The organism is Pannonibacter phragmitetus DSM 14782, from assembly GCF_000382365.1.
GTDB classification, from domain to species: Bacteria; Pseudomonadota; Alphaproteobacteria; order Rhizobiales; family Stappiaceae; genus Pannonibacter; species Pannonibacter phragmitetus.
On the sequence record NZ_KB908215.1, the window covers coordinates 756,554 to 777,478 of the forward strand.

Sequence of the window (20,925 nt, forward strand, 5' to 3'; positions counted from 1 at the left end):
TTACAGACTGTAGGCCGGAACGGTGGCCAAATGGCTGCGATAGGCATCAGCGTCCGGTGGCAGAAATGTTTCCGCCAGCGGGTTGGCCCGCCTGCGCTGCACTGCCCCCATGTCCGCCAGCAGATCATCGAGATGGCGGAAGTGATAAGGCGCAGAGCATAGACCGCCATAGCCTTTTGCCGCAGGGCGCACGGTTCTGCGCCATTCCAGATGCCGGTCTATCCAGCCGTTCATCTCACTGCCTGAGGGCTGATGAGCCAGCTTGCCATCGGCGTAGCGCACCAGCCAGCGGGCCACCATATCGCTGGTCAGAACTGTGGCGAAGGAAGAGTTGAAACCGGCAAAGCCCAGATCAGGCACATCCGGGTTCACCGCCAGCCGGTACAGCCTGTACTGCCCGTCCGGCTCCACCAGCTTCTGCCGCACCTCTTGCGGCAGGAAGGGCACGCCCATCTTCCAGCCAACGGCCAGAAGGGCAACATCCGCCGGCAACCGGTCTCCTGTCGACAGGATCACCGTTCCCGGCTCATATCCCGCAATCGTGCCCTGAATGGCCTTGATCCGCCCGTCCTTCAGCATCGGGTAGAAGCCTTCCGTTGCCAGAGACAGGCCGCAGGCAATGCCGTTCTCGATCGGCTGCTTTGGCCGCATGCCGAGCTTCTTCAGCCCGAACTGCAGGGTCAGCAGGCTTTCCAGCGCCCGCCAGTTGGCCCAGACCAGCGGCTTCGTCAGCGCATGGCGCAGCTTTTCGCCCCAGGACATTTCCCAGCCGGGGAACATGCCCTCCGAAGCGCGGCAATAGAGGATGCGCTTGAAGTTGATCAGCCCGGCAAAGTGATAGGGCACCCGCCAGACCGGCTCCAGATAGACGATGGTGACCGATGCCGCCCCCTGCTGCACAGCATTGACCGCGACGTCGGTTGCCGACTTTGAGAAGCCGAGGATCACCACCTTGCGGCCTTTCACCAATGCCGGGTCGGTGTACTCGCTGGAGTGCAGGATCTGCCCGCCGCCTGCCCTGAATTCATCCATGCCCGGATGGACCAGCTCGTTGCGGTCGCTGAAGACGCCGCTGGCGATGGTGACGAAATCAAAGCCGGTGCGGCCCTCCGCTGTTTCTACCCACCAGCCGCCGCCATCCCGCCGGGACAGACCGGTGACGCTGGTGTTGAACCGGATCAGCGGCAGCAGCGCCTTCTCTCTGGCATAGCTGTCCAGATAGGCATGGACCTGCGCCCCGGATGGCCACTCCGGATAGGCCTCCGGCATGGCAGCATCGGTGTAGCGGTAAAGATCCTTCGGGCTCTGGGTGCGGATGCCCGGATAGGAACGGTGCGGCGCCCAGACGCCGCCAAGCTCGTGGCTGCGCTCCAGCACTGTCACCGCATGCCCCTGCTCCTGAAAGGCATGCGCGGCGGCAAGCCCGCTCACGCCCGCGCCAATGACGCAGACCTGTTTGCGTTTGGTCATGATCGAAATCTCCTGTCCCGCACGGCGGGCCGGACTGCTCCGGCCGCACCGGACGCCTGATTTTTCCCGTTGGCCGGGGGCCGTCAGATCTTCAGGGTCAGCGGATCGAAGGTCATTTCATCCGGGCGCAGGAAGTGAACCTCTCTCAGGGCTGAGCGGCGCACCACTTCAGCCGGATCACCCACATTGTGCAGATTGTCGAAGAGCTCGCGCAGGCGCCGGGCAGGCGACACCCAGAAGATGGCGCGGGTGGGCTTGTCAGTCAGATTGTAATAGCCGTGCGGAATGCCCATCGGCATGCGCACCACATCGCCCGCATTGGCAACATGGTGCTCGCCGCCCAGATAAAGATCGAAACGGCCTTCCAGCACATAGATGAATTCATCCTGCGTCGGATGGACATGCGGCGGCACGAAGGTGCCGGGTGGGTCCAGCGTTTCAAAGGAGAAACAGGCCTCACCCTCGGATTTCATCCAGTAGGTATGGCCGAGAATGCTCCACTCCACGTCGTCCAGGCCGTTTCCGGCGCGGGTGATGCCGGGTTCCGTGTTCACCTGAACCATGTTCGCAATGGCGGTCTTCATGCTGGTTCTCTCCGTCCTGGCCCGTTGCGGGCGCGCAGTTCTCCTCAGGGCCGGGCGGCACTTGTAACGGGGTCCTGCCCCGTGCCTGTCTCCGGCCTGCCCCTACGAGACGCGCTTCTGCCCCCTCCCGTCTATCCGCTGGGCGAAAGGCTCCATGCGCTGCGCGAAAAACCGCCGTTTACCACTTTCCTTCGCCGGCTCTCCGGTGTTAGCATTTGTACTGACTGGTCCAGCAATGAGCGAAAAAAGCCGAGGGGACGGGCCAGAGAACGCTGGTGCAAGCCATGCAGATGCAAGCGATCCAGATGCCACTCTCCGGCCACGCCCGGGTGGCGACGCAGGACGTGGATCAGGCGGCGGAGGAGGTCGGGCGGATTTTCTGCTCCCATCACCTGCGTCCGCGCGATCATGGCCGTGACTTCTTCGCCTGCCACAACAGCCGCGCCTTTTCCGGCGGCTCCATCAACTATGTTGCCTATGGCGGCGAGGTGGAGATTGATCCGGGCTGCCTGGAGCGGTTCTTTCTGGTGCAGATCCCGCTGACCAGTGGCGCGGAAGTGCGCATCGGCAGCCAGACGGTCACAACCGGGGCCGCACGCGCTGCCTCCGTTCTCTCCCCCACCCGGCCCAGTCTGATGCGCTGGAAGGCCAGCTGCGGGCAGGTGATCCTGAAGCTGGAGCGGCAGGCGGTGGAGGACATATTCGCCGCGCTGACGGAGAGTGAGGCGCAGGAAATCGTCTTTGATCCGCAGCTGCGGCTCGACAGCGAGCCGGGGCGGACGCTGGGGGCGCAAATCCTTGCGCTGGCCCGGCTGGCTGACCAGATCCCCCGCGGTGATCCGGCAGGAGCAGACGCGCTGAACCGGCTGGGCTGGTCCACCACCCATGCGCTGCTGTGGACCCATGCAGGCACGGCACGGGACAGGCTTTGCGCCACGCCTCAGGACATCGCGGGCGCCGGGCACAAGGTCGCCCGGGCGCTCGACTACATCGATGCCCATCTGGCAGATCCTATTGACTTCTCTGAGCTTGCCAGCGCCTGCGGCTACAGCCTGCGCGCCTTGCAGCTCGCCTTTCAGGCCGAGCGGGGCCAGACGATATCGCAGGCGCTTCAGGAGCGGCGGCTCAGCATGCTGCGCCAGCACCTGATGGCCGCGCGCGGCCGCAGGGATGGAACGGCCAATATCACCACGCTGATGCAGGCCTGCGGGCTGCAGCATGCCGGACGGGCCGCTGGTGCCTACCGGGACCTGTTCGGCGAGACACCCGCTGAAACCCTGCGGGCACTGCGCAAAAGCACCAGTTGAAAAGCTGCGCCAGCAGCGAGAAACGCGTGCCAGGGAGCGCCGCCGTCACTCCCCGGTGCCGGCTGTTTCGTCCTGTGTCTCATCAGGGGCTTCGTCCCACATGCGGCCCAGATCCTCGGCATATTCGGTGCAGACGACAATCGCCTTGTCGCCCGGGTAGTAAAAGGCATTGGCCTCACCGCAGTCCTCGATCCGCACCTGCACCGTCACCGGCAGGCTGAACAGTGCGTTGAGATCCTTGATTTCCGACGCAACCAGCGAGCGGGCCGGCTCGCCGCCCTTTCCGGGCACGAGCACCAGCTTGCCTTTCTTCCCGGATTTCTTCTCGATGGCATCAAGCGCCTTGCCCCAGGAGGAAGCCATCAGCTCCCATTCATCGGGACAGTCCTCCATCCGCTCCTCGGGCAGTTCCAGCTCCCGTGCCACTTCGGCGCGCTCATCCGGATTGGCGCCGTAGAAATGGCAGACAAGCATGTAGTAGCGCTGAAGGTCCGTTCCGTGCTGGCCGTGATAGACCGGCCCATCGCCTTCCCGCTCCGCCTCGTCATGGGCCAGACTGTAGGCATAGGCCGTATCATAGACGATCGTGACCGCCGCATCCTCTTCCCACAGCTGATGGATCAGCAGCGTGGCCAGAGCGTCCGCCGCATCTTCCTCGCGTCCCAGAACCGGCAGCTTCAGCACATCCACAAGGGCATGGCCGAACTCGTGATAAAGCGTTGAAATGATGTTGGACTGGATGAAGCTGTCGCGCGCCTCATCTCCGCGTGCTGCAGCCAAGCCGAGAGCAAAGGCGAGCGCAAATGCAATGAGCCTCATTCGAGCATAGAACTCCGGCGTTGAGCTGGTGCCACATTCCCGTCAATCACATATCCGCTTCCCGGCAGGGCCACAGCAGCCTGACGGCACCGGGCACCTCGGGCGCGCAGAAACTTCCCGGTCAGCCGTGCAGACGCGCCGCCAGTGCAGGCGGCACGCGCAGCGCGGCAACGGCCATGCGGGCAGCAGAGCGGCGAAGTCCCATCCGCGTCTCCCCGCCAGGCATCCCGGCAATCGCGCTGCTGCGCAGCAGACGGATGCGGCTGCGGCCAATGCGGCGGACCAGATCGAAATCCGCCATCCCGGCCAGATCCCGATGGCCGCCCAGTTCCTCGTAGAACCTGCGTGAAATCAGCAGCCCCTGATCCGCGTTCGGCATCGCCAGCATCCGGCTGCGGAGCATCGCGCCGAACTCGGACAGACGCGCCCCGAAGCCGAAGGCATCCAGCTTCAGCCGGAAAGCAGCCGCGCAGCGGTTCGCCTGACCGGAGCGCTCCACCCGCTCGATGAACGTCTGTACATCCTGATGCCAGCCGTGTTCCAGCACGGTGGAGGCATTGAGAAACAGCAGCCAGGGCGATTTGCGCGCCAGCGCCGCTCCGTGCGCGAAACGTGCGCCCTCCCCCTTCGCCAGCACCTCGAACTCGCAACCGGCCGCATCCGCCACCTGGTGCGTGGCATCGGACGAGCCGCCATCCACAACCAGAACCTCGCGCACGAGGCCATCCGCCGCGCCCGGCACAAGGGCCGTCAGCGCATGCGCCAGCTGGGCTTCATTGTCATGTGTGGCAAGGACAACACTGATCATGAAACGGGTTGTAGCGCCTTTTCGGGGGTCTGGCGAGAGAGGCCTTGCCCGGCTTGCATTTTCAGCTAATGTTCTAGTTATGTTCTCATTGGAGAGTCGCTGAAGCATGGCGCGGATTGATCAGACGGAACAGGACACCCGGGAAGCTGCCATGGCCGCATTGCGCCTCGATGAGGATCTGCGGCGCGGCCGCGGGGCTGCGCTCAACATGCCCGGCCGCTTCGAGCGCCAGCAGCGCGAAGGCTTTGATGACGGCTGGGAGACGCCGGACGATCTGCCGCCGCTGAAGACCACGGTGCAGGAAGAGAAGGCCCGCACCATCATCACGCGCAATTCCTCGCCCGACATTTCCTTCGACCGCTCGATCAACCCCTACCGGGGCTGCGAGCATGGCTGCATCTACTGCTTTGCCCGGCCCAGTCACGCCTTCATGGGCCTTTCCCCCGGCCTTGACTTCGAGACACGGCTCTTTGCGAAGCCCAATGCTGCGGAACTGCTGGAGCGGGAACTGGCACGGCCCGGCTATCAGGTGCGCACCATCGCCATCGGCACCAACACGGACCCCTACCAGCCCATCGAGCGGCGCTACAAGCTGATGCGGGAGATCCTGACGGTTCTGGAGACCTACAATCACCCGGTCGCCATCGTCACCAAGTCGGCGCTGGTGCTGCGCGATGCGGACATCCTGTCGCGCATGGCGGAGAAGGGGCTGGCCAAGGTGGCGCTGTCCATCACCTCGCTCGACAAGGACCTGGTGCGCACGCTGGAGCCCCGCGCCAGCGCCCCGCACCGGCGTCTTGCGGCGCTGATGGGCCTGTCGGAAGCCGGCATTCCCGCTTCCGTGATGATGGCGCCAGTGATCCCGGCCCTTACGGACAGCGAGATCGAGGCACTGCTGGAAGCCGCCGCAGAGCATGGCGCCACCGAGGCCGGTTACATTCTGCTGCGCCTGCCGCTGGAAGTATCCGAGCTGTTCCGCGACTGGCTGCTGCGCAACCGGCCGGACCGCTACCGCCATGTGATGAACATCCTGCGGTCGATGCGCGGCGGCAAGGACTATGACGCCGAATGGGGACAGCGGATGCGCGGGCTCGGCCCCTATGCCCAGCAGATCGGCCAGCGCTTCAGCCTCGCCTGCAAGCGGCTGGGGCTGAACCAGCGGCGCAAGAAGCTGAACACGGAGCTTTTCACCCCGCCGCAGGTAGGCGGCGTGCAGCTCTCCCTGTTCTGATCTGCTACGGGACAGGTCCTTGCTCTTGCATTGCCGCCGGGAATCATCACGATCCGCTTCATGAGCAAGGCCCCCTCCCTTTTTGATCTGCGATTCGGCGACACGCTGGACGCCGCACTTGAAGCCGGACATGCCGCAGGCCTCGGCGGCGCACTTTGCGGCGTGGACGAAGCCGGGCGCGGACCGTGGGCCGGACCGGTCGTCACCGCTGCCGTGATCCTCGACTACTCAAACCTTCCGGTGGGGCTCAACGATTCCAAGAAGCTCACCGAGAGCCGGCGCAATGCCCTCTATGACGAGATCTGTTCCACGGCTTTCGTCAGCGTTGCCAGCAGTTCGGCCGCCACAATCGACCGGATGAACATCCGTGCCGCAACGCTGGACGCCATGCGCCGGGCCGTGGCGGGCCTCTCCCGGAAAGCTGGCTATGTCCTGGTGGATGGCCGCGATGTGCCGCCGGGGCTCGGGGTGGACGGGCAGCCGCTGATCAAGGGCGACGGGCGGTGCCTTGCCATTGCTGCGGCGTCCATCGTCGCCAAGGTCACCCGTGACCGGATGATGGAACGGGCGGACGGGCTTTTTCCCGGCTATGGCTTTGCCGTGCACAAGGGCTATGGCGTGCCTGCCCATGCCGCCGCCCTGACGGCGCTCGGCCCCTGCCCCCTGCACCGCATGTCATTCCGGCCCGTGGCTGCAGCCGTGCGGGACTGAGCTTCACCTTACCCAACAAAAAAGCGGCCCGCAGGGGCCGCTTTCATGAGATCAGTGATCCGGCAGGCTTCAGTTGAGGCCAGCCTTGACCTGCTCGATGCTCTTGGCCGTCAGGCCCTCGGCAACGGAACCCGTCACCTTGGCCACCAGCATGCTTTCAGCAGCGGCGACCGCCAGATCAGCAGCCTTTGCCTTCACTTCCGCGATGGCATGGGCTTCGGCCTGGGCAATCTTGTCTTCGGCAGACTTGGTGCGCCGGGCAATCAGCTCTTCCAGAGACCGGGTGGTCTCCAGCGTCAGCTGCTCTGCCTCTGCACGGGCCTCAGCCACGATTGCTTCAGCTTCCGCTTCCGCTTCATGACGGCGGCGCTGATAGTCGGCGAGAAGCGCCTGGGCTTCTTCACGAAGCTTGCGGGCCTCTTCCAGATCCGTGCGGATCTTGGTTGCGCGGCTGTCAAGCGCTGCCGTGATCTTGGCCGGAATACCGAGCCAGGCGATCAGGACAAAGAACAGGATCAGGCCGACCAGTGCCCAGAATGATGCATCCATGACCGGTCTCCTTACTTCGCCGCAGACTGAACGGCAGCGTCTGCTTCAGCCTTGGCCGGAGCCACGCCGATCAGAGCTTCCACCAGGGCGGAAGATGTCTCGCTGGCGATTTCACCAACCTGGGCCAGAGCCTTGTCCTTGATGGACGAGATATGCGCATCGGCCTCTGCCAGCTTGGCCGCAAGGCCCTGCTCGGCGGTGGCGCGGCGTGCATCCGTCTCAGCCTTGAGCTTTTCACGGGTGTCCTGTGCAATGCCGCGTGCACGGGCACGGGCTTCGGACAGGGCCTGCTCGTAAGCGGCAATGGCTTCGTCGGTCTCCCGCTTCAGGCGCTCGGCTTCCGACAGGTCGCCCGCGATGCGGTCATGACGGTCCTCGAGAATGCCAGCGATACGCGGCAGAGCCACGTTCTTCATGATCCAGTAGAAGACCAGGAAGGTGACGAACAGCCAGAACAGCTGCGAGACAAAATGGGTCGGGTCGAACGGCGGGAAACCTGCCCCGTGTTCTGATGCCGGAACGTCCAGGATAACCTGCCCGTCCACAGTAGTATGGGTTTCGCCTGCCATTATCGCCTCCGGATACCGGGAAGGCGGCGCAGGTGCGCCGCCCCCGGTCTCATTCGTTCCAATACGCCGTTAGGGACGATTAGACGGCGAACAGGAGCAGAAGGGCGATCAGCAGCGAGAAGATGCCCAGAGCTTCGGTCACGGCGAAGCCGAACACCAGACGGCCGAACTGGCCATCAGCAGCGGACGGGTTGCGCAGGGCGCCCGACAGGAAGTTGGAGAAGATGTTACCCAGAGCCAGGGCGACGAGGCCCATGCCGAGAGCGGCGATACCAGCGCCAATGAACTTTGCTGCTTCTGCTTCCATGACACGTGCTCCTAATTGACGTTTGTCAGCGTTGTCAGGCGGCCTTTGCGGCCACATGAGTTGGTGAGTTTAGTGAGACGGATGAAGGGCGTCGTTGAGGTACATGCAGGTCAGCAGCGTGAACACATACGCCTGCAGGAACGCAACGAGGAACTCCAGTGCCGTCAGCGCCACCGTCATCCCGAGCGGGAGGACGGCCCCGAACATGCCAGCTGCACCCATGGCGCTCATGCTGACAACGAACCCGGCGAACACCTTGAGGGTGATATGGCCCGCCAGCATGTTCGCGAAAAGACGAACCGAGAGGCTGATCGGGCGGGAGAGGAACGAGATCACTTCGATCGGCGCAACAAGCGGCACCAGAGCGCCCGGCACACCGGCCGGAACGAAGAGGTGCAGGAAGTGCAGGCCGTGACGGGCGAAGCCGTAGATCGTGACCGTCAGGATCACGAGCAGCGCCAGGGCGAAGGTCACGATGATCTGGCTGGTGATCGTGTAGAAATACGGGAACATGCCGAGCAGGTTCGCGACCAGCACGAACATGAACAGCGAGAACACCAGCGGGAAGAAGCGCATGCCTTCCGTCCCGGCGCCATTGCGCAGCATCCCGGCCACAAACTCGTAGCTCAGCTCTGCCATGGACTGCCAGCGGGACGGGATCAGGCCGCGGCTGGAAGACGAGAAAATCAGGAACGCCGCAGCGGTAATGACCGTCACCACCATAAACAGGGCGGAATTGGTGAAGGACAGATCGATACCGCCGACCTCAATCGGGACGAGCGTCTTGATATGAAACTGATGGATCGGATCGTTCGCCACCGGTCAACCTTCGTTCTATCGTTCACAAAGCGCTGTTTGCGCGGGCTCTTAGTCGTCGCACCGCCGTCACGTCAAGTCACTTTCGGGGAGAATCCTGCGAAGACTCGTCAGAATCTTCATCTTTTCCACCCGGTGTGACCGGCTTGCGCCAGGCTTCCCCCTGCTCAGGCACCACTCCGGCCGACCTGAGCACATTGAGAATCCCCGCACCGAACCCCAGCAGAATGAAAACGACAAGCCCGATGGGCATCGTTCCCAGCCACTGATCCAGGAGCAAGCCAATCATGCCACCCGCCACGATCCCGGCAATGAACTCCGAAGAGAGCTTCATCGCCTGTGCCATGCCGGCCGTCGAACTGCGGTTCGCCTTTGCCTCTGCGCGTATTTCGCTTTGGCGGCGCTCTTCCAGCAGCTGATTGAGCTTCTCCCGTCGAGACGACAGGTCAGCTTCGGAAATTTCAGAGGATCCTTCTTTGGCATCCCCTTGTTGCGGCGAACGGTCCATAGGTCCCTCACATCCAACAAAGGAAACGCCGACCCTCCGTCGCCCCCTTAAGCCGGGCGCACAATAGTCGGCACCACCTGCCCTGTCAAGAACATGGGTTAGGAATTCAACTTATTGAAACGATTGATTTTTCTGCTTCCGCGAACAAGTTCCAGCGCGACTTTTCCGCGCCATTCGCCCTTGCCTTGCCACAGTTCGGTGCTGCGTCATACCGCGTCGCGGAATCGCTCTGCCGTTTCAAGGTCCACGGACACCAGCTGCGACACACCGCGCTCGGCCATGGTGACACCGAAAAGCCGGTTCATCCGCGCCATGGTGATCGGGTTGTGGGTGATCACTACAAAGCGTGTTTCCGTGCGCCTCGCCATTTCTTCCAGGAGATCGCAGTAGCGCTCCACGTTGGCATCGTCCAGCGGCGCATCCACTTCGTCGAGCACGCAGATCGGCGCCGGATTGGTGAGAAACACGGCAAAAATCAACGCCATGGCCGTCAGCGCCTGCTCCCCGCCGGACAGCAGCGTCATGGTCTGCGGCTTCTTGCCCGGCGGGCGGGCGACGATTTCAAGACCGGCATCCAGCGGATCGTCGCTGTCCACCAGCTGCAGTTCCGCCGTGCCGCCACCAAAGAGATGGGTGAACAGCCGCTGGAAATGGCCGTTGACGATCTCGAAAGAGGCCAGCAGGCGCTCGCGCGCTTCGCGGTTGAGGTTGGAAATGCCGGTCCGCAGGCGCTTGATCGCCTCGATCAGATCATCACGCTCGCGCGCAAGTGTCTCGCGCTGCGTGTCGATTTCCGCCAGCTCGTCATCGGCGCGCAGGTTCACCCCGCCCAGCCGCTCGCGCTCGGCCTTGAGCCGTTCGAGCTTGCGCTCCATGCTTTCCGGGTCCGGCAGCGGTGCGCCTTCGGTGAAGCCCGCCAGTTCCGGCAGCTGGATCAGCGGCACATCCAGCGCCTCGGAGATGCGGCCGATGACCGTCTCCACACGCTCGCGGGCAGCAGCCACACGCTCTTCGGCGCGCACATGGCCTTCGCGGGCGCGGAACAGCACTTCCTGCGCCTCCCGCGCCATGCGGTCCACGTCCGACAGGGAAGCCTCGGCCTTCACAAGTGTGTCATCCGCCTCCTGCTTGGCGGCTTCCGCCTTGGCAATGGCGCTGAAGAGGTCGCGGCGGCGGATCTCGATGTCCTCCGGCGCCTCGATCAGCTCCTGCCGCTCATCCTCCGCCTCGCCCATGCGGGCGCGCAGGGTTTCGATCTGGGAGGCCGCATTGGCGGCGCGGCTGCGCCAGCTTTCATGCTCGCGGGCAATCGCCTCCAGCCGCCGGTCGCGCATCTGCTTTTCACGGGCAATGCCATCGGCCATCACCCGCGCTTCGGAGAGGGCGCTGCGGGCTGCGGCCAGCTGGGTGTGAAGCTGATGGATTTCCTCCGTCAGCCCGCCCGAATCGGGCAGCTCCTCCAGCCGTTCAGCCGCTTCCTCGACTCGTTCGGCAGCTTCTTCGGCCTCGGCAGACAGACGCCGGGCCAGATCCTCTGCCCCTTGCAGGCGCAGCGCCAGCTGGGAGAGCACCCGCTCTGCCGCCATCAAGGCCTCACGAGCCTCGCTCAGGGCTTTCTGATGATCGCGCAGCTGCTGGCGTGCCGCCTGCTCCCGGTCTGCTGCCTGCTGCACGCGGGAAGAAGCCGCCTCCAGCGCCTCGCGGGCAGTCTCCACCCGTTCTCCGGCAATGTCGATTTCACCGGCCAGCGCCGCCAGACGGTTGCGCTGCGCCAGCCTCTGGGCAGCGGGCGTCGGGGCGTCAGCGGCAACGGTGAATCCATCCCAGCGCCAAAGGTGCCCCTCGCGGGAGACAAGCCTCTGGCCAGGTTTCAGCAGCGCCTGAAGACGCGGGCCATCTTCAGCCGGAACCACACCGATCTGCGCCAGACGGCGGCGCAACTCGGCGGGAGCCTCCACGTCTGACGCCAGCGGGCTTGCGCCGGGTGGCAGGGGAGAATCACCAGCCGCCGCACTTTCCGCCGTTCCGGACCAGCGCACGGGCGCGCCCTCGTCCAGCGAGGCTTCCAGATCATCACCCAGTGCTGCACCCAGCGCCGTTTCCAGGCCAGGCTTCACGGTCATGCGGTCCACCACGGGCGCATGCGCCCCGGCGGCCACCATGTTGAGCACGCTTTCCAGCGTGCGCGCTTCGGTCTCCAGCCGCTGCAACACACGCTCGGCCTCGGCCAGCGGCGCACGGGCGCCCTGCTCTGCCTCGCGGGCGTTGCGGGTGTCCTGCTCCGCCGTCTCCAGCCGCTCCTCGGCCTCCAGAACGGCGGCTTCGCACAGCTCCACCTCTTCGGCGCGCCCGGCAACGCCGTCGGCGGCATCCATCTCTGCCCGCAGCGCCTCATACATGCGCGAAGCGTCCGCGGACTGGGAGCGCAAGCGCTCAGCCTTGCCCCGCGCTTCATCCAGCGTGCGCTGCATCTGCTGGCGCTGCGCTGTCACCCGCGCTTCGGCAGCGGTCTTCTCGTTCAGAACCTCTTCGAGATCGCGCACCTTGCTGCCCGCGTCCTCGACGCGCTCTGCAGCCAGTTCGGCGCGTTCGGCGGCGGTTTCGCCCTCTTCCAGCAGTTCGGCCCGCTCTTCGGTCAGCCGTTCCAGAACCTCGCTGTTTTCCTCGATCATCCGCTCTTCGCGGGCAAGGTCCTCTGCCAGCTGAACAAGGCGGCGGTTGAGGTCCACCAGCTTTTCGCGCACGCGCCGGTCTTCGGCATCCAGCTCGTTGCGGGCGATGACAAGCCGCTGCAAGGCAGCCCCGGCGCGCGCCGCAGCATCGCGGATCTCCGGCAGGCGGTGGGCCGCAATGGCCTGGGTCTTGGCGGCCTCTGTCTGCGCTTCCGCTGCAGCCACCACCTCGGCACGCGAGGCGGTGAACATGCGGTCCGCCTCTTCCAGACCTTCACGGGCCTCATTCAGGCGCAAGTAAAGGATCGCAGCTTCCGCTGAGCGGATTTCGGCAGACAGATTGCGGTAGCGAGAGGCCTGCCGGGACTGGCGGCGCAGGCTGTCGAGCTGGCCGTCGATCTGCACCAGCACGTCTTCCAGACGTTCGAGATTCTGCTCCGCTGCCCGCAGGCGGATCTCCGCCTCGTTGCGGCGGCTGTGCAGACCCGAGATGCCGGCCGCCTCTTCCAGGATCTGGCGGCGGGAGGTGGGCTTGGCGGAGATCAGCTCGCCGATCTGCCCCTGCCGCACCATGGCGGGCGAGCGGGCGCCGGTGGAGGCATCGGCAAACAGCAGCTGCACGTCACGGGCACGCACATCGCGCGAGTTGATGCGGTAGACGGACCCTGCCTCACGCTCGATGCGGCGGCTCACTTCCAGCATGTCGCTGTCGTTGAAGCCGGTGGGCGCCTTGCGGTCGGCATTGTCGAGGAACAGCGTCACTTCCGCCGTATTGCGGGCCGGACGGTTGAGGCTTCCGGAGAAGATCACATCGTCCATGCCGGAGGCGCGCATGTTCTTGTAGGAGTTTTCCCCCATCACCCAGCGCAGCGCCTCGACAAGATTGGACTTGCCGCAGCCATTGGGGCCGACAACGCCGGTCAGCCCGTCGCCGATGACGAATTCCATCGGCTCGACGAAGGATTTGAACCCGGCCACGCGCAGCTTGTTGAACTTCACGCCGCGCCTCCAACGGTGAGGAGGAGGGAACGGGCCGGCACGCCCGAAATCTGGCCGCAGCGCCCCTCTCCCCCCTTGAGGGGGAGATGTCTGCGACAGCAGACAGAGGGGGGTGAAAGCCTCTCCGCACGCCGCAAGTGTCCGGAGTTAACGAGGGGCTGCATACCCCCCTCTGCCCCCTGACGGGGGCATCTCCCCCTCAAGGGGGGAGAGGATCTGAGCCTGCCGAAAGGTTCAGGAGAAACGTTGTTCCGGAAGGGAGAGACAGCCGCAAAGCCGTGGTCACGCAACATCACCGCCACCGCCAGGGCACGGCTCTCCCGCACCGGCCAAACGGCCGGGCAGGCAGAAGCCATTACCCTGTCGAGCATTTCTGTCACGCGCATGCGCCCCCGGAAAGATGCCGCCCGACCCAGAAGGCCGGATCGCTGCAGGACACGGCTCCCCAGCCATGCCCTTTGGCGCAGACTCCGGCTGACGAGGGGGGCTCTTGTCAAGGAAAAGCCGCTCCTGCCCGCGCAGATCTAACCGCCAACTGCGGGAATAGCGGGGAAAACGGCAATAAAACACCCCGCCGCAGACCGGCTGCGGCGGGGCGGAAGCTAAACTGGAGCCTTGCTCAACTGGCCCCTTGGGCTCAGAGGTGCTTTTCGATGACCTTGGAGAACTCGTCGAAGGAGGAAGCGCCGACAATACGCTCGCCGTTGACGAAGAAGGTCGGGGTCGAATTGACACCGAATTCCTTGGAGGCCCGCTCCTGTACGGCAGTGATGCCATCGAGAAGCTGCTGGTTGCCGAGGCATGCCTCGAAGCTTTCCTGCGTGAAGCCGAGCTGCTTGGAGAAGTTCAGCATCGCGTTATAGGGGTCCTGCGTGAAGGCCCAGCTGCGCTGATCTGCAAACATGGCCGAGAGGACGTCGAAATACTTGTCCTGCGGCGCGCAGCGGGCCAGCATGAAGCCGCCGGAAGCGACGGGATCCAGCGGGAACTCGCGCATGATGATCTTGGCCTTGCCCGTGTCGATATACTGCTTCTTCAGCTCGGGCAGGGTGTTCTTGTGGAAGTTGGCGCAATGGCCACAGGTCAGGGACGCGTATTCGATGATGGTCACCGGCGCATCTTCGTTGCCGAGCACCATGTCACCGAGGGGGCCCGGCTCCATCAGCTTCGCAACATCTGCCGATTGGGCAAAGGCCGGGACGGAGGTTGCCAGGGCGGCGGCAAAAGTGGTTGCGGCGGCGCTGGCCAGAAGCTGTCTGCGGGTAAGGTTCACGATCATATCCTGCCTGATACTGTTTGGCGGTCGCAGTCATGTGCCCGCTTGCAAGGGACACGTCAACCGGACAGTGCAATTGTGGCAGCAGTGGGAAACACACGTGTCCGTGATATCGAAAGCCTGCCGCAGCGGCAGAAAACCGCATGGCAAGCGGTGTTTTGTCCTGTTGAAGGCTCTGCTCAGCTGCCGGAGGAGCGGGCGATGACCTGCTTGCCAAGGGTCTCCAGCGCCTGGCGCAGGCCCTTGTGCTCCAGCCCGTCAAGCTTGGCATCCAGCTTCTTCTGTTCGTCATCCGTCAGGGCGCGCAGGGCGGGCCGCTGCTTCTTCACCGGCACTGTCACCGGCTTCTGGACGATGCGGATGCGGCCGATTGCAGCCCAGCCGAAATAGGCGTTGATGCGCTCCAGAACGATGGGCATGTCATGGGTCAGCATCAGGGCCGTTGCACCATCGGTGTTGACCACGAGCGTTGCGGGCTCCGGCACGCCCGAGCCATCCCGGTCCGGCGTGCGCGGCCAGATCAGCCGTTCGGGCCGCACCCTTTCACCGTAGCGGTCGCCCACGATATCCGGCCAGCTGGCAACCAGATCGGCCGAGGCAAAGCCACGCTTGCGGAAGACGGGCTCCATCGCCTTGCCGATCAGATCGGCAAGCGGGCGCGACTGCACCCGTCCCTGTCTGCCTGATCCGCCCAAGCTGCTCATCGGTCTGCCCAATTCCCTCTGCGGCCGGCGCATTGCGCCCGCATGTGCCTGTCAAACTCCTCCTTGCAGTTTGCGCCGAAATCAAGACCAGCCTCTTAACGCCAGAATGGCGGGGCATTTTCACCCGCTTTTCCCCAGCTGCCGCACATGGCAAGCCTTGATTTACCGCCGCTCCCGGCCAAGCTTTGCGCCATGGACGCATCATCTCCGCCCCTTCTGCAGGATCAGGCCGCCGCTCAGCGCGCGCAAGAGCTTCTGGCCTGGTACGACCGCCACGCCCGTGCCCTGCCCTGGCGCGTGCCCCCGCATGAGCGGGCGGTGGGCGTTGTCCCCGATCCCTACAGGGTGTGGCTGTCGGAGATCATGCTGCAGCAGACCACCGTTGCAGCCGTGAAGGACTATTTCCTCGCCTTCACCGCCAAGTGGCCGAAGGTCACGGATCTGGCAAACGCCGAGACCGATGACGTGATGAAGGCCTGGGCCGGGCTCGGCTATTATTCCCGCGCCCGCAACCTCAAGGCATGCGCGGAAAAGGTGGCCTTTGAGCTTGGCGGCCGTTTTCCCGAGACGGAGGAAGGCCTCAAGGCCCTGCCTGGCATCGGGCCCTATACGGCGGCGGCCATCGCCGCCATTGCCTTTGACCAGCGCGCTGCCGTGGTGGACGGCAATGTGGAGCGGGTGTTGTCGCGGCTGCATCTGATCGAAGAGCCGCTGCCGGGCGCAAAGCCCGCCATCCGTGCGGCGATGGATGCGCTGACCCCTGAAAAAAGGCCGGGCGACTTTGCGCAGGCCGTGATGGATCTGGGGGCCACCATCTGCACCCCGCGCCGCCCCGCCTGTGCCCTGTGCCCCTGGAGTGCGGCTTGCGTAGGCCGCCGTCAGGGCATCGCCGATACCTTGCCCCGCAAGGCCGCAAAGGCAGAGAAGCCAGCCCGGCGGGGCGCGGCCTTTGTCATGCTGCGGGATGGTGATGGCGCGCTGGCCCTGCGCAAGCGCCCGCCCAAGGGTCTTCTTGGCGGCATGGCCGAAGTGCCCGGCACTGTCTGGAGCACGGATTTTGCCGAAGAGACGGCGCTTTCCTCCGCCCCCCTCAAGGCCCGCTGGCACAAGCATCTGGGCGTTGCCACCCACACCTTCACCCACTTCCATCTGGAGGTGACTGTCTACAGCACCACATTGCCTGCCGGCACGCCCCTGCCCGAAGGCTGCTGGTGGTCAGAACCGGGCGATGTGGAGGGCGAAGCCCTGCCGACCGTGATGCGCAAGATCATCTCGCACGCCCGCCGGTGAGGCCCAGCGGACGCGGCTATTTTCCCTTATCGATCAAGCCTTTGCGATTCCCCTTGCTTTTTCCATGCCGTCAGGATTGATCGCGCACCATTTCGCGTCGATCAGAAAGTCATCGGCACATGTTCAAGCATACTGTGAAGGACGTTTTCACCCCTGCCGAATGCGCAGAGATCATAGCCCTCGCCGAGAATGCGGAGATGACGGACGGGGGCTTGGTCGGCGGTGTACAGCACACCATCCGCCGCGCACGCATCTCCTGGCTCGATGATCAAGGCAGCGCCGCCTTTGTCATGGACCGCATTCTTGCTACGGTCGCGGCCGCCAACCGCGAGGCCTTTCAGTTCGACATCACCGATTTCAAGGAGCGGCTGCAGGTCGCCGCTTACGACGAGACGGATGAAGGCCATTACGACTGGCATTCTGACATCGGCGACGGCCCCATCGCCCGCCAGCGCAAGCTCACCATCGTTGTTCAGCTGACACCGCCCGCGCTCTTTGACGGCGGCAGCCTCGACATCAACATCGGCAGCGCCGAATGGTCAGCACCCCGGGATCAGGGCTCGGCCACTCTTTTCGCCAGTTTCATGCTGCACCGGGTCGCGCCCGTCACGCGCGGGCGGCGCTACTCGCTGACATGCTGGTGCCATGGGCCATCCTTCCGCTGACGCAACGTCATGCCGCAACACAGAAAAAACTGCATTTTCACCGCTGCGGGGGCTGGACACAAAACGTAGAACCATTCTAATGTAGCTCCAGTTCAACCCCGCTGAATGAAGTGAGTCTCATCATGAAGGGCAATCCCAAGGTCATCGACTGCCTCAACGAGGCCCTGTTCCTCGAACTGGGCGCCATCAACCAGTATTGGCTGCATTACCGCCTGCTGGATGACTGGGGCTATACGCGCCTCGCCAAGAAGGAGCGCGCCGAGTCGATCGAAGAGATGCAGCATGCGGACAAGATCACGTCGCGCATCATCTTCCTTGAAGGCCACCCCAACATGCAGAAGCTGGCTCCCCTGCGGATTGGCCAGACCATCAAGGAAGTGCTCGAGTGTGACCTTGCCGGCGAATACGACGCCCGCACCTCCTACGCCAAGTCCCGCGAGATCTGCCGCGAGGAAGGCGACATCGTTTCCATGCAGCTGTTCGAAGAGCTGCTGAAGGACGAGGAAGGCCACATCGACTTCCTCGAAACCCAGCTCGAACTGCTCGGCCGCATCGGCGAAGAGCGCTACGGCATGCTGCAGGCAGAACCGGCCAACGAAGTCGGCGAATAAGTATCAGGCCCCAAAGATCATTCAGAGCTCCCAGGAAGCGCGCTGGCCCCGGCCGGCGCGCTTTTTTTGTTTGGTGCAATTCTTTTTCCAGAAAGCCAGCCGCCCCCGCCGCGCCGTCCCGGACGCAGCGAAGCGAAGATCCGGGACCCGTCATACCAAGGCGCTGAGATGCTGACGCATCACGCCTTGAAAATGCTCAAGCGCCGCAAGGGCTTAACCAGCTCTCGATGAGTCGAGCTCATCGAGAGCTGGTATCAGGCGGTCACGGCCTCGAAACCCTGACAGGTCCCGGCACAAGGCCGGGACGGCGCGGGTGGATGCTCAGAGGAAACAACTCGAGCCGCTTGCGTGGCAGCATCATCAGCTTGCGCGCTTACGCGGCGCCATCTCAGCTTGCGCGCTTACGCGGCAGCATCTCAGCTGGCGCGCTTGCGCGGCGCGGGTGCAGGCATGCCCTGGAGAACTTCGGCGCGGACGGGGCGCGGCGGGGAGAAGAGATGCCCCTGCGCCATGGAGACATCAAAGTCCAGAAGCTCCAGCACCTGCGATTCCGTCTCCACATGCGAGGCAATCAGCGTCATGCCGTAGCGGTGCAGCAGATTGCCGAAATCGCCCGGATGGATATGCCCGTGATCGGAGCTGCGGCGGCCGATGAGATAATCCGCATGCAGCTTGGCATAGCGGAACCCGCGCTCGGCCAGTGACTTGAAGTCCATCTTCAGGTCATGGATCTGGTCGACGGAGAAATGGAAGCCGATCTCGGCCAGCGCGCCGAGGCTTTCCATCTCCACAACGCCCATCTGCGCCACATCATCCTGCGTGAACTCGAGGATCAGCAGGTCGCTGAAACTCTTGTTGTTGCGCACGAACTCCAGGAAGCCGGGGAAGAACGTCTCGTCCGCCAGCGAAATGGAGGAAACATTACAGAACAGGGCTGCATCGCGGTTGCGCGTCGTCAGGCGGCGGATCACCTGCACGGAGCGGAACAGCAGCAGATTGTCGATGCGCGGGATCAGGCCCGAGCGGATCGCCTCCGGCAGGAAGACGGCCGGCTCCAGAACCTGATCGTTGCCGTCTCTCAGGCGCGTGAAGGCTTCATAATATTTCACCCGGCGCTGCGGCAGGGTGACGATCGGCTGCAGGAACAGATCCACGCGGTTGGCATTCAGCGCCGAGCGGATCATTTCGCGCATGGCCGGATCGGCCTTTTGCGAAACCGGGGCCTGCGGCTGGAATGCCGGACGCTGCGGTTCCGGCTCGTTGCGGAAGCCGGGCTGCTCGAAACCGCCGAAGACAGGCTCGATCCGCCCGCCGGGCATGTGCTCGGGCTGGTGCTGATGCGGCTGATGCGGCGCGTGCTGCGGCTCCGGCTGGCGCTGCGGCTCGGAAGCGTGATGCCCCTGATGCTGCGGCTGATACGCCGGCTGCTGCTGCGCGGCATAGGCCTGCGGCTGCTGCGGCGCGTCCTGATAATAAGGCTGCTGGGCGTAGGCCGGCTGCTGATACTGGGGCTGCTGGGGCGCAGCCAGCTGCGGCTGCATGTGCTGCGGCGCCTGCTCATAAGGCTGGCCATGATAGGCAAGGCCCTGCACGGGAGCCGGGCCGCCAATGGCGCGCTGGTCCTCGATGCGGGTTTCCATGTCGGACATGGCTTCCGCCATCTGCTTGACCAGCGTGCCCAGCACCTCGATCTCGGCAAACAGCGGGTCGATTTCCTCACGGGTGCGGCGCGGAATGGTGTGCTCGACACCCGTCAGGCGGCCTTCGAGGTTGTTGACGTCCTCATCCAGCTCCAGAAGCCGGTCTTCCAGACGCTCGACAACGTCGCTGACCTCGCCCCGGTCACGCCCGCGGCCCAGCACCATCTGCACCACGATCATGGTGCACATCAGCGCAAGCGACAGCGACAGCGCTTCCCCCGGCGGACGGCCAAACTGATAAACGAGCACAGCGGCAGCCGACAGGGCAATCACGCCCATGCAGATCAGAATGATGATGGTCGCTAAACGCCCCATGCCTTTGGCCGCACTACCCCGAATCAATACTCTGTTAACGATTTTGCCCGAAAGCCGCTGCAGTTCCGACTCTCGAAGCCAGCCTTTACGGGGAAAACTTTGCCTAGTTCTCATTAAAGCGCATTAATAATGGTTAACAGTGCGGCGCTGAGGCCTTCTTGCAACGCAACAACGGCCAGCCGCAAAAAACCTTGCAATTCGCTGTGAGAGCCATAGCCTTATCCCTAGGGGCTGAAACGGGAGGCCCGCTATCTCTTGAACAAACGGGGAGATTGGCGGAGTGGAAGGACAGTTGGCCAGTGAACGGGAGCCGGACGTGCGCCTTCCCCGCGCAGGCAGTCCCGCTCTGCCCGCATCCGGCACCGGCAACACCCCGCAGGCAGCCGTCAACCGCGACCTCGTCCGCCTCGCCCTGCACAAGATCACCGGCAGTCCGGAGTTTTCGGCATCCCTGCAACTGCGCCAGTTCCTGACCTTCGTGGTGGAGGCCTCCATCGCCGATCCGCCGGTGCCCCTGAAAGGCTACACCATCGCCACGCAGGCGCTGGGACGTGACGACAGTTTCAACCCTGCGACAGACCCCATCGTCCGGGTGGAAGCGGCGAGACTGCGCAAACGCCTTGAGGATTATTATGCGGGCACCGGACACGGCGATCCGGTGCGCATCATCATCCCCAGGGGCAGTTACCAGCCCGGCTTTCACCTCATGCCAGCGCCAGAGGCGAGTGGAGCCCCGCAAGCCGGGCCGGAGACAAGCCCAGAACCGCCCCTCCCGGATGATCCGGCACTGACGCCTCCGGCGTCTTCCAGAGGGGTGATGGAAACGGCGCAGATACGCAGCTTTCCTGTCATTCTGCTGCGCCCGGCGGTGTTCTTTCCGCTGATGGCGCTTGCCTTCGCTGCAGGTTACGCCGCCGCACACCTTTAGCCGGTTCCAGTCATCGAAAGCACCATCATATGGTGTGGCTCTGGCCGGGACGGCGCGGCGCCGGAGAAAATCCCGCAGAGAAATCA

Annotated in this window: 20 protein-coding genes; 7 read left to right on the top strand and 13 right to left on the bottom strand. The window is 64.1% G+C overall.

The window, feature by feature from the left end; all coding sequences use genetic code 11:
- Complete coding sequence (locus tag H163_RS0103505; RefSeq protein ID WP_019963162.1) at window positions 1–1,470, bottom strand: flavin-containing monooxygenase; 1,470 nt, start codon at window positions 1,468–1,470, stop codon at window positions 1–3.
- An 83-nt stretch (window positions 1,471–1,553) separates the two neighbouring features.
- The gene (locus H163_RS22110) at window positions 1,554–2,054 is read right to left on the bottom strand and encodes a cupin domain-containing protein (protein WP_019963163.1); all 501 of its coding nucleotides are present in this window, start codon (window positions 2,052–2,054) and stop codon (window positions 1,554–1,556) included.
- Between the two features lie 284 nt (window positions 2,055–2,338).
- Here H163_RS22110 and H163_RS0103515 point away from each other — a divergent pair, with 284 nt between their 5' ends.
- The gene (locus H163_RS0103515) at window positions 2,339–3,361 is read left to right on the top strand and encodes an AraC family transcriptional regulator (protein WP_026355404.1); all 1,023 of its coding nucleotides are present in this window, start codon (window positions 2,339–2,341) and stop codon (window positions 3,359–3,361) included.
- A 45-nt stretch (window positions 3,362–3,406) separates the two neighbouring features.
- Here the strand turns inward: H163_RS0103515 and H163_RS22115 are convergent, their stop codons facing one another.
- Together H163_RS22115 and H163_RS0103525 are read right to left on the bottom strand one after the other, a co-directional pair.
- The gene (locus H163_RS22115) at window positions 3,407–4,180 is read right to left on the bottom strand and encodes a DUF4344 domain-containing metallopeptidase (RefSeq protein WP_019963165.1); all 774 of its coding nucleotides are present in this window, start codon (window positions 4,178–4,180) and stop codon (window positions 3,407–3,409) included.
- A 121-nt stretch (window positions 4,181–4,301) separates the two neighbouring features.
- Window positions 4,302–4,988 carry a glycosyltransferase gene (locus H163_RS0103525; RefSeq protein ID WP_019963166.1) on the bottom strand — a complete coding sequence of 229 codons (687 nt, stop codon included), beginning with the start codon at window positions 4,986–4,988 and terminating at the stop codon, window positions 4,302–4,304.
- A gap of 106 nt (window positions 4,989–5,094) precedes the next feature.
- Here H163_RS0103525 and H163_RS0103530 point away from each other — a divergent pair, with 106 nt between their 5' ends.
- On the top strand, window positions 5,095–6,219 hold the full coding sequence (locus tag H163_RS0103530; RefSeq protein ID WP_019963167.1) for a PA0069 family radical SAM protein: 1,125 nt from the start codon (window positions 5,095–5,097) through the stop codon (window positions 6,217–6,219).
- A gap of 60 nt (window positions 6,220–6,279) precedes the next feature.
- On the top strand, window positions 6,280–6,930 hold the full coding sequence (locus H163_RS0103535) for a ribonuclease HII (protein WP_026355405.1): 651 nt from the start codon (window positions 6,280–6,282) through the stop codon (window positions 6,928–6,930).
- Between the two features lie 69 nt (window positions 6,931–6,999).
- On the opposite strand, the gene H163_RS0103540 is transcribed toward H163_RS0103535, so the two are convergent.
- The 8 genes from H163_RS0103540 to H163_RS0103575 all read right to left on the bottom strand — a co-directional run bounded on the left by H163_RS0103540 (window position 7,000) and on the right by H163_RS0103575 (window position 15,330).
- Window positions 7,000–7,479 (bottom strand): F0F1 ATP synthase subunit B family protein, encoded by a 480-nt coding sequence (locus H163_RS0103540; protein WP_019963169.1) that lies wholly within the window; start codon window positions 7,477–7,479, stop codon window positions 7,000–7,002.
- An 11-nt stretch (window positions 7,480–7,490) separates the two neighbouring features.
- Entirely contained in the window at window positions 7,491–8,048 is a 558-nt protein-coding gene (locus tag H163_RS0103545; RefSeq protein ID WP_019963170.1) for a F0F1 ATP synthase subunit B, read from the bottom strand.
- A 79-nt stretch (window positions 8,049–8,127) separates the two neighbouring features.
- On the bottom strand, window positions 8,128–8,355 hold the full coding sequence (locus H163_RS0103550; RefSeq protein WP_019963171.1) for a F0F1 ATP synthase subunit C: 228 nt from the start codon (window positions 8,353–8,355) through the stop codon (window positions 8,128–8,130).
- Between the two features lie 69 nt (window positions 8,356–8,424).
- A complete protein-coding gene (locus H163_RS0103555) occupies window positions 8,425–9,174 on the bottom strand; it encodes a F0F1 ATP synthase subunit A (RefSeq protein WP_019963172.1) in 750 nt (249 codons plus the stop codon).
- Window positions 9,175–9,250: 76 nt separating this feature from the next.
- Window positions 9,251–9,679 (bottom strand): AtpZ/AtpI family protein, encoded by a 429-nt coding sequence (locus H163_RS0103560; RefSeq protein ID WP_019963173.1) that lies wholly within the window; start codon window positions 9,677–9,679, stop codon window positions 9,251–9,253.
- A 206-nt stretch (window positions 9,680–9,885) separates the two neighbouring features.
- Window positions 9,886–13,350 (bottom strand): chromosome segregation protein SMC, encoded by a 3,465-nt coding sequence (gene smc, locus H163_RS0103565; protein ID WP_019963174.1) that lies wholly within the window; start codon window positions 13,348–13,350, stop codon window positions 9,886–9,888.
- A 637-nt stretch (window positions 13,351–13,987) separates the two neighbouring features.
- A complete protein-coding gene (locus H163_RS0103570; RefSeq protein ID WP_019963175.1) occupies window positions 13,988–14,629 on the bottom strand; it encodes a DsbA family protein in 642 nt (213 codons plus the stop codon).
- 176 nt (window positions 14,630–14,805) lie between these two features.
- Window positions 14,806–15,330, bottom strand: a complete 525-nt coding sequence (locus H163_RS0103575; protein WP_081625950.1) for a DUF721 domain-containing protein — start codon at window positions 15,328–15,330, stop codon at window positions 14,806–14,808.
- Window positions 15,331–15,522: 192 nt separating this feature from the next.
- On the opposite strand from H163_RS0103575, the gene mutY reads away from it, so the two are divergent.
- The 3 genes from mutY (at window position 15,523) to bfr (ending at window position 17,896) form a co-directional block, all read left to right on the top strand.
- A complete protein-coding gene (gene mutY / locus H163_RS0103580; protein WP_040678063.1) occupies window positions 15,523–16,620 on the top strand; it encodes an A/G-specific adenine glycosylase in 1,098 nt (365 codons plus the stop codon).
- Window positions 16,621–16,739: 119 nt separating this feature from the next.
- Window positions 16,740–17,285 carry a 2OG-Fe(II) oxygenase gene (locus H163_RS0103585; protein WP_019963178.1) on the top strand — a complete coding sequence of 182 codons (546 nt, stop codon included), beginning with the start codon at window positions 16,740–16,742 and terminating at the stop codon, window positions 17,283–17,285.
- A 122-nt stretch (window positions 17,286–17,407) separates the two neighbouring features.
- Window positions 17,408–17,896, top strand: coding sequence for a bacterioferritin (bfr, locus tag H163_RS0103590; RefSeq protein WP_019963179.1), 489 nt, complete (start codon window positions 17,408–17,410; stop codon window positions 17,894–17,896).
- A gap of 416 nt (window positions 17,897–18,312) precedes the next feature.
- Here bfr and H163_RS0103595 read toward each other — a convergent pair whose 3' ends face one another.
- Window positions 18,313–19,911, bottom strand: coding sequence for an EAL domain-containing protein (locus H163_RS0103595; RefSeq protein ID WP_019963180.1), 1,599 nt, complete (start codon window positions 19,909–19,911; stop codon window positions 18,313–18,315).
- A gap of 280 nt (window positions 19,912–20,191) precedes the next feature.
- On the opposite strand from H163_RS0103595, the gene H163_RS23580 reads away from it, so the two are divergent.
- Window positions 20,192–20,839, top strand: a complete 648-nt coding sequence (locus H163_RS23580; protein ID WP_147290390.1) for a hypothetical protein — start codon at window positions 20,192–20,194, stop codon at window positions 20,837–20,839.
- Window positions 20,840–20,925 lie beyond the last annotated feature (86 nt).